The organism is Mucilaginibacter lappiensis (genome assembly GCF_050433765.1).
Lineage (GTDB): Bacteria > Bacteroidota > Bacteroidia > Sphingobacteriales > Sphingobacteriaceae > Mucilaginibacter > Mucilaginibacter lappiensis_A.
In genome coordinates, this window is the sequence record NZ_JBNPWP010000023.1 from 1 (window position 1) to 1,062 (window position 1,062).

Consider the following 1,062-nt stretch of genomic DNA (forward strand, 5'->3'; position numbering starts at 1 on the left):
TGTAAAGGTCAGATAATTCGAGGACAAGAATAGCTAAATTAAGAGCTATGCGCATCAACACGAACGACCTCACCCTGAAACGGAATTACTTGCAGACCTATCGATTTCTAATAAAGGATTATGAACAGGTCAAGCAAGGGCTTCATCCAAGCTTTAAACTGGCCAAAGAGTTCTATGAGTTTCATCACACCGACCGCCGAAGCTTCCTGAAGTATTACAACCGGTATAAACAATCCGGTAACGAAGAAGACCTGTTGCCAGGCAGACGAGGCCCGAAATACAGGACGCGCAGGCCGTCGCTTGGGGATGAAGCTTTGGTACTTGAAATGCGCTCGCGGGGCAACAATAAGTTTGAAATAGCTCACGAGCTTAAGCAGAAATCAGATAACTTTAAGCCATCGCCTTCGGGAGTTTATAACATCCTGAAGCGTTACGGCAAAAACCGTTTAAAGCCGGCAGATAAGGAAGTTAAACGCAAGATTATTAAAGAACGCATGGGACAGTTAGGTCATATCGATTGTCATCACTTAAGCCAAACCATCATTCGCGGTCAGCATCGTAAGCTTTACCTGCTTTGTGTCATTGATGATTATTCCCGGGTAGCCTTTGCAGAGGTTATGGAAGATATTACCGCCTTAACTACCATGTTTGCAGCCCTGCGCTGTATGCGAATGATCAAAGAGAAGTTCGGCATCCAGTTCGAAGAGATCATTGCCGATAACGGCCCGGAGTTTGGCCCGGCTGTTAGCCAGAACAAACGTAACCACCCTTTTGAGCGGATGCTGATGGAAACGGGTATCAAACGCAGGTATATTCAGCCTTATCGACCGCAGACAAACGGTAAAGTAGAGCGCTTCTGGCGTACGCTTAAGGAAGACCTGATCGAGGACACTGATTTCGACAGCCTCGAAGAACTTGAAGACGAACTCCTGCAATACCTGGTCTACTATAACTGGGAAAGACCTCACCAAGGTATTGGTGGAAAAAGACCTATTGATATGATCACCTTAAACAACACAAAATAAACCTGCTACCTTGTCATCGAATTACTAAACCCTTACA

General features: G+C 45.5%; 1 protein-coding gene. It reads left to right on the forward strand.

Annotation, left to right across the window (positions count from 1 at the left end; genetic code table 11):
• The first annotated feature begins 47 nt into the window (after positions 1-47).
• Positions 48-1,025 carry an integrase core domain-containing protein gene (locus M2273_RS30725; protein ID WP_429402223.1) on the forward strand — a complete coding sequence of 326 codons (978 nt, stop codon included), beginning with the start codon at positions 48-50 and terminating at the stop codon, positions 1,023-1,025.
• Positions 1,026-1,062: the final 37 nt, after the last annotated feature.